The organism is Thiolapillus sp., from assembly GCF_048562965.1.
GTDB classification, from domain to species: domain Bacteria; phylum Pseudomonadota; class Gammaproteobacteria; order Chromatiales; family Chromatiaceae; genus Thiolapillus; species Thiolapillus brandeum_A.
The window spans coordinates 1-7,697 of record NZ_JBHNMF010000133.1; the positions used below are offsets into that span (position 1 = coordinate 1).

Annotated in this window: 7 protein-coding genes; 3 read left to right on the top strand and 4 right to left on the bottom strand. The window is 60.0% G+C overall.

Annotation, left to right across the window (positions count from 1 at the left end):
• Positions 1-209: 209 nt before the first annotated feature.
• On the top strand, positions 210-1,082 hold the full coding sequence (gene htpX / locus ACOCD2_RS08860; RefSeq protein ID WP_293652512.1) for a protease HtpX: 873 nt from the start codon (positions 210-212) through the stop codon (positions 1,080-1,082).
• Positions 1,083-1,146: 64 nt separating this feature from the next.
• Here htpX and rsfS read toward each other — a convergent pair whose 3' ends face one another.
• On the bottom strand, positions 1,147-1,509 hold the full coding sequence (rsfS, locus tag ACOCD2_RS08865) for a ribosome silencing factor (RefSeq protein WP_293652511.1): 363 nt from the start codon (positions 1,507-1,509) through the stop codon (positions 1,147-1,149).
• A gap of 85 nt (positions 1,510-1,594) precedes the next feature.
• The gene (locus tag ACOCD2_RS08870) at positions 1,595-2,449 is read right to left on the bottom strand and encodes an SDR family oxidoreductase (protein ID WP_293652510.1); all 855 of its coding nucleotides are present in this window, start codon (positions 2,447-2,449) and stop codon (positions 1,595-1,597) included.
• A gap of 16 nt (positions 2,450-2,465) precedes the next feature.
• On the opposite strand from ACOCD2_RS08870, the gene ACOCD2_RS08875 reads away from it, so the two are divergent.
• Positions 2,466-2,753 carry a hypothetical protein gene (locus tag ACOCD2_RS08875; protein WP_293652509.1) on the top strand — a complete coding sequence of 96 codons (288 nt, stop codon included), beginning with the start codon at positions 2,466-2,468 and terminating at the stop codon, positions 2,751-2,753.
• Between the two features lie 75 nt (positions 2,754-2,828).
• On the top strand, positions 2,829-3,830 hold the full coding sequence (locus ACOCD2_RS08880; protein ID WP_293647898.1) for a CDP-6-deoxy-delta-3,4-glucoseen reductase: 1,002 nt from the start codon (positions 2,829-2,831) through the stop codon (positions 3,828-3,830).
• A 6-nt stretch (positions 3,831-3,836) separates the two neighbouring features.
• Here ACOCD2_RS08880 and ACOCD2_RS08885 read toward each other — a convergent pair whose 3' ends face one another.
• Positions 3,837-4,742, bottom strand: a complete 906-nt coding sequence (locus ACOCD2_RS08885) for a CAP domain-containing protein (protein ID WP_293647896.1) — start codon at positions 4,740-4,742, stop codon at positions 3,837-3,839.
• Between the two features lie 114 nt (positions 4,743-4,856).
• Positions 4,857-7,556 carry an FG-GAP-like repeat-containing protein gene (locus ACOCD2_RS08890; protein ID WP_293647894.1) on the bottom strand — a complete coding sequence of 900 codons (2,700 nt, stop codon included), beginning with the start codon at positions 7,554-7,556 and terminating at the stop codon, positions 4,857-4,859.
• Positions 7,557-7,697 lie beyond the last annotated feature (141 nt).

Genomic DNA, 7,697 nt, shown 5'->3' on the forward strand with positions numbered 1-7,697 from the left:
TGTTGCGTAGTGCTTGGTGACCAGGACGGCTGGGGCACAAATAGGTTGTCAAAGGCCGAGTCGATTTTGGGGACTGGGATGTCCCAAAATCTATCACGAGGTCGAAGACACGCTTGTTTGGAATATAATCACATGGTACCCGACAACTAACGTTGAAATGAATTTTGATCCCACTGCAACAAAAGCGGGATTCGCGGAAATACGAAAATATGCTAAGAATATTATTGTTCCTGGGTACCAATGTCGCCATTCTGGCGGTGCTCAGCATCACCATGCGCATCCTGGGCGTGGACGACATGCTGGCCCGGCAGGGCGGCGGGCTGAACCTGAATGCCCTGCTGATCATGTCGGCAGTGATCGGCTTTACCGGCTCGTTCATCTCTCTGTTTGCCTCCAAGTGGATGGCAAAACGCAGCATGGGTGTAAAGATCATCGAACAGCCCGTCAGCTCCACCGACCGCTGGCTGGTGGATACTGTTGCCCGTCTGTCCCGGGAAGTCGGCATAAAGATGCCGGAAGTGGGCATTTTCCCCAGCGCCTCGCCCAATGCCTTCGCCACGGGCTGGAACAGGAATGACGCCCTGGTTGCGGTGAGCATGGGACTGCTGCAAAACATGAACAGCGATGAGGTCGAAGCAGTGCTGGGCCACGAGATCAGCCACGTAGCCAACGGCGACATGGTGACCCTGACCCTGATTCAGGGCGTGGTGAACACCTTCGTGGTGTTCTTCTCGCGCATCATCGGACATATCGTTGACAGAACCGTGTTCAATACCCGGGAGGGCTATGGCCCGGCCTACTGGATCACCTCCCTGATCGCCCAGTTCGTGCTCGGCATCCTGGCGATGATGATCGTGGCCTGGTTCTCACGCTGGCGGGAATTTCGCGCCGATGCGGGTGCTGCCAGACTGACCGGCAGGCACAAGATGATCGCTGCGTTGCAGCGCCTGGGACAGGCTCAGCCGGAACCGCTGCCCGACGAGATGGCCGCATTCGGTATCGCCGGCGGGGGCCTGCATGAGCTTTTTGCCAGTCACCCGCCACTGGAAAAGCGCATCCAGGCACTGCAGGAAGCTGCCTGAACAGAAATGGCCCGCGGCAATGCGGGCCATTCTTTATCAGCTGGCAACGGCTAAAGACGGAAACCTACTGCCCGCGCTCCCGGGAAAGTTTCTCTGCCGCGCCGGCATCCACCGCCCAGAGTTTTTCCAGCTGGTAGAAATCCCGGACCTTGGCCTGCATGACATGCACCACCACACCGTTGAGGTCCACCAGCGCCCATTCGCCCTCGGTTACGCCTTCCACGCCCAGCGGTGGCTCTCCGGCCAGCTTGGCCTGGAAAGCCACGGCTTCGGCAGAGGATTTTACATGGCGGTCGGATGTGCCCGATGCGATCACGAAATAGTCGGCAATGCTGGTCTTTTCGCGCACGTCGATCACGGTAACGTCCGTGGCCTTCATGTCGTCCAGCACGTTGACGACCAGATCGCGCAATTCTTCAATTTCCATAAACAAGTATCTTCAGAAAACAATGGAGCAATGATACCACCTGGGATGTATTAACCCGACATCAATATTGGTGCCGGGTTGACAATCACCGTACAGAAAAACAGGCTGCCAGCCCCTGTTCCAGCGTGGGATATCGCAGTTCGACACCCAGTTCCCGCAGCATCTTGCGGTTGTCGATACGGCGTGACTCGGCCAGGTAGGAACGCAGGCCAGCTGACAGCGCCTGCTCTCCTGCCGAGGGATCGATGACCGCCGGCCGGGGCAGACCGGCAAAATCCGCGACCCTGTTGAAATAGGCGGCCATGTTGCCGGGCTGGCCGTCGGTCACATTGTAGACTTCCCCGTTTCTGCCCCGCACCATGGCCGCCTGCAGTACCTGTACCAGATCATCCACATGGATGCGGTTGGTCCAGGGCGCGTGCCGTTCCGCCACCATGGGCTTGCCTGCACGAAGGCGCTGCAGCGGCAGCTTGTCCGGCCCGTAGATGCCCGCCACGCGCAGGCGCACCAGTTCCGTATCCTGATGCCGCACCCAGGCCTGCAACTGCTGTTCGGCATCCAGCCGGCGAAGCGCACGGTCTGCTTTCGGATTCACAGGAGTGGACTCGTCCACCCACTCCCCCCGGCAGTCGCCGTACACACCTGTGGTGCCCAGGTAGACGATCCGTCGTGGTGGGCCGCTGCCTTCCAGGCCCTGCAGAAAATTTTCCATGAAGCTGTCCACCACGCCGGTTTTCGGTGGCGGCAGCAGGTAGTAGATGTCAGTTCCCCGGGTAGAGGGCAGGCCGACTGCTGTACGGCCCAGGTCACACCTCACCGGGGTGATGCCCATCCCGGCCAGTTCCCTGCTGCTTTCCTCGCTGCGTACCAGGCCGCTGATTCCTGTCTTTCCCAGACTCTCTGCCAGACGGCGTCCCACGTAGCCGCAACCGGCAATCAAGCGTGTCTTCGGCCTCGTGATAGATTTTGGGACATCCCAGTCCCCAAAATCGACTCGGCCTTTGACAACCTATTTGTGCCCCAGCCGTCCTGGTCACCAAGCACTGCGCAACAACTTCGCAAGCTCGTTGCTGCTCCGTACTTGGCTCCCATATGACTGGACGCCGCGTTCGGAGGCCTACTTTGTTTTCCCTCTGGCGCAAGGCACGCCGGGAAAACAGTGCGGCCTCGCGGCTACTGGGGACTACCAGCCTTCGCTTCGCTCTCCATGGCTGGCAGCGCAGTATATTCTTGTTCCCCATTGATCCAGCGGTTTTCATATAGCGTCAAATCAGCGACAATTAGTGGCTTAAGTCTAAAGGAAATGAAGAAAAACACCCATGAGCTTTACCATCACACTCTCCCCCAGCGGCCATCAGTTTCAGGTCGATACCGGCGAAACCATTCTGGATGCCGCCATCCGCCAGGACATCGGCCTGCCCTATGGCTGCCGCAACGGCTTTTGCGGTGCCTGCATCGCCACCCTGGTTTCCGGCGAGATCGAGTATCCCGAGGGAGAGCCGGACAAGCTCCTGGACGCCTCGGACGACGCCTGCCTGCCCTGCCAGGCGGTGCCTGCCTCCGATGTCGAGCTCAAGGTCAAGGAAATAGAGACCCCCAAGGAAATCGAGCCCCGCATCATGCCGGTAAAAGTGGCGAAGATCGACCATCTTGCCGATGACGTGGTTCGCTTGTACCTCAAGTTGCCCGACGAGCAACGCCTGCAGTTCATGGCCGGACAGTATCTGGATTTCATCCTGGAAGACGGGCGCAGAAGAGCCTTCTCCATCGCCAGCGCCCCCCATGACGACGATTTTATCGAACTGCATATCCGCCACGTGGACGGCGGCGTCTTTACCGACTGGGCCTTCACCCAGATGAAGGAAAAGACCATCCTGCGCATCGAGGCCCCTTTGGGCGCCTTCACCCTCAATGAAGAATCCGACCGCCCCATGCTGTTCATCGCCGGCGGCACCGGTTTTGCGCCCATCAAGTCACAGATCGAACATGCCTTCCATGCCGGCATCGACCGCCCCATGGAACTGTACTGGGGCGTGCGCGCCCAGCCGGATCTCTACCTGCCGGATCTGCCCAGACAATGGGAAAAGGAGCACAGCGATTTCCGGTTCGTGCCTGTGCTGTCAGAACCCGAAGCAGGCTGGGACGGCAGAAAAGGCTGGGTGCATGAATCGGTACTCGAAGACCATGACAACCTGGCCGATTACGACATCTACATGGCCGGCCCTCCGCCCATGATCAAGGCGGCAAGAGACGCCTTCCACGCCGTCGGGGTTCCTGAAGAACAGATGTATTACGACTCTTTCGAGTACGCAGCAGACTGATTCAGCCTACTGGGGGACACCGCTGGTCACGCTGAAAACAGCGTTGTCCGCCACGGAAAACCGGGGCTGGAGTTCGATACGGGGCGCGTGAAAACTCGTTTCGCCTGCAACCACACGAAAACCGCCATTGCCTGCAGACAGGGTGTTGCAGGCGGCAAGCTGCAGGTAATGATCCTGGTTCATGGCTGAGCATCCTGCGATCAGCAGGATTTCATCACTGGCCGCCGCCACCGCTGATCCGTTGCGTATTTGCACGCTGACACGCTTGCTGCCTGCACCGGCACTCAGATCCCACATCCTGTTCTCTGCATATGCCTCCCAGCTGGACCAGCTACCGTTTTCGTTCTGAAAACGCATCTCCCTGGCAAACCCCTGCCCATAGACATAGAGTTCAACGCGAGGAGAGGCGGTTTCATCTTTTTCCCGCTCGATCACCAGCGGATAAACTCCCGAGCGGCCAAAGTCCTGCGTCCAGTAGCGGTAGTAGGGCCCGGACCCGGCTCTGTCCGCTGCGCAGTCACCGTTGCTGTCCTGCCGTATGTTGTTTCTGTCATCGGATTGCAGGACATACCCCACCCCCATTTCCCGGAAATTGTTGGACAGGATATTGGCCCGGTGTCCCGGGCTGTTCATCACATCGGCGGGATCACCCTGGCCCGCAGCGATATTTTCGCCCGCAGCATGAAATGAATAGCCGGCCTGTCGCATCCTGTCCCAGGGCGTGGTCTTGTTGTCCAGATCGCAGTGATCGAAGAAATCCCGGTAAGCCATTCCCCGGCTGTGCGCCATGGCCGCAGCATCCAGCGCTGAGTTCTTTTTCAGTGGCGCAAGCTGGCCATTGTCCCAGCGTTCCTGGTTTACCAGTTCCACGACCTGCTGGCCATAATCGCCATTGGCCTGTGAGAGATACAAGCAACCAACCCGCGATTGGTACAAACCGGAATTTCATTTTCGATCACCCGACAACATTATTTTGCAAAAGCATAATGGCTAACACCTCTTCTGAATGTGCAGGCGGTAACAAATTCAGGACGAGGATGGATAGTCGATGCGCAGGTAACGCCCGCTGGCGACATGCCTCTCCTGCTGTCTGTCTCCACACCAGCGTATGCGCACCAGCACATCGCCCTGATAATCCCCCAGGCCAAACAGCAAGCGGGCATCACCCTGGGCGGAGAGGCCGTTGCTGGCGTGAACTTCCCGCACCTGGCGCTGAACGGGATCGCCATAGCGGATTTCCACCCGCGTGCCCAACGCATCACGGTTGCAGTGTTTTCCATCCTCGTGTAATTCGAGCCCGAGCCAGCCTTTGACAGCCGCATCGTTGCGAAAGATCCCCAGGGGCTGGAACTGGTGGGTCATGAGCACGTCCAGGTCGCCGTCGTTGTCCAGGTCGGCCAGGGCTATGCCCCGGGCATTGTCCTTTTGCGTCCAGCCCACCCGGTCCGCCACGTCCACGAAGAACTGGCCCTGGTTGAGCATCACCCGGTTTTTTTCGTAGGGAAAGATGCAGCGCCCGCGCAGATCCGCCCAGCTGTCGGCATAGCCATGAATATCCGGCCCGGTCAGGGCGATACGCGCATTCCAGTACCAGTAGTCCCCGCAGGCTGGATAGATGCGGTCGTAGGCATCGTCCACCATGCCATTGGCGTGCAGGATATCCAGGCGGCCGTCCCGGTCCATGTCCCCCATGGCGCCGCCCCAACCGAAACGCCGGGGGTTGAGAGCGTTGCGCCGGGTGGCTTCATCACGGAAGGCGTCCGCGCCTTTTGAATCCACCTGGCCATCGTTCATCCACAGCAGGCTGCCCTCGGCCTGCAGGGGCTCGTGGACATTGGAAACATAGATGTCGTCGAAACCATTGCCGTCGATATCTCCAAGGGAGGCGTTCATGCCCTTGTAGGTATCCCGGCCCAGGGTGTTGCGCAGCACGCCGCGGATGGCCTCGAAGCGTTGTCCCCGGCGGTTGATGTAAAGGGAATCAGGGCCGAAATCATTGGCCACGTACAGGTCCGTCCAGCCGTCGCCATTGAGATCGCCGGCGCCGATATCCAGGGTCCAGCGGGTCTCGCCCAGGCCCAGGCCGTCCACGTCCGCCGCCTCAAGCCGTCCCCGGCGATTGAAGAAGAACAGATCCCTGCCGCCGTTGTCGGCATTGTGCCAGGAACGGGGCATGACGTTCAGGGCGCGGCGGTCGCCGGGATATTCCGGATCGGGAAGATCGAAAATCGTGAAAGGCGTGGGCCGGTCGTAACCGGAAAGATAGGGGGGCATGGCGTTGCCGATGTACAGGTCCAGCCAGCCGTCGCGGTCCATGTCCAGCACATTGGCGGTGAGGCTGACGGTGAAGGGGCGCCCGAGCTGTGTCTGGCTGACATCCTCGAAACCGGCCTCGCCCGTCTCCGCCAGGCGGTTGGCCAGGAGACGCGGATAACCGTAACCGCTGAGCACCAGCAGGTCCTTGTCGCCATCGTTGTCATAATCGAACCAGAGGGCGCCGGAAGGCAGACCCTGGGTCCTGGGATGCTGAACATAGTTGTCCAGGGCCGGCAAGGGTACGCGCTGGAAACGGAAACCGCCCAGGTTGCGGTACAGGGCGGCCCGATCCCGGGGTGCTTTCAGGGGATAGGTGACAAACAGATCCTGCCAGCCATCCCCGTCGAAATCCGCCACCGCCACGGCATCTCCCACGGACAGCAGCCACTTGGCCACGTGCCGCAGGCGCGGGTCAACCTGTTGCAGCACCTGGCCGGGATGGGTGCTGATGCCCGCCTGCGCCGCCGGAATCTCCACCAGAACGAAACCGGGATCCACCTGGCTCATGGGCATGAGCCACAGCCGTCCCATCCCCAGCCCGGCGCCTGCCAGCAGCCCCAGGGCCAAGACCGTGCGCAGGCGCTCCCGCCAGTTGATGTGGCAGCGAAAACCTCCGGCGAGGATTTTGATCCGTTCCCCCGGCCCCTTGTCCGGTGCCCGGCAGCTTTCCCACAAGCGCCACAGCCCGTACAGGCTGTACCAGACGAAAGCCGCGTAGAACAGGGTGGAGAGGGTTTCCCGGATGTGCAGGAAGAAATCCACCAGGACGATGACCAGGGCCATAAACACCTGTCCCTTGCGGCTCTCCGGCGAAGTCGCGGGATCGGTGATCATGAAGAAGGTGAACAGGTAGAAGGCCGGGGCGCTCAGAGTGCCCAGAATCAGGGTCTCCGGCGGAATGTGATGACGCATGATCCAGGCCCTCAGCCCCAGGCAGGCAAGGAAGAAGCCGAGAAAGGCCACCACCAGCACGCTGCGCCGGATGCGCAGGCCGAAGAGTAGGATGGCCGCCGTGGCGATAAACACTCCCAGGGCGGGAATGCCGTTCCACTGGTAGGCCGGGGACACGCTGATCATGTCGTTGGCCAGGACCAGGCTGGCGACGATGCCGAACAGGGAGGGGTTATAGACATGCCGCCCGTCCACGCTGAACAAATACTTGGAGCCGATGGCCAGGAACACCGGGATCAGAGGCAGCCACAAGCCATGGGCATAGTTCACCAGCAGACTGAGAGACAATCCCGTGATGAAGGCACTGAGAGGAAACAGCCAGCTGCCACGAATCAGGCGGTGCAGAACAACATCCAGCACGCAGGCAGATGTTATGACAACCAGCAGCTGTCCGGGCGTGCGATTAAAACCCAGCACCGTCACACCCAGCAACAGATACAGCAGCTGCAGCAAGGCCACGGGAATACGGGGATCATGTCAGGAAGGTAACTACTCACCCCTATCAGCATAGAGCTGTCCCGAAAAGGCCATTTGAATGGCGACCAGCGGATTGTATCCCTGATTTGCCATGGTCTGCAGGTAACTGGAGATGCGGCAATA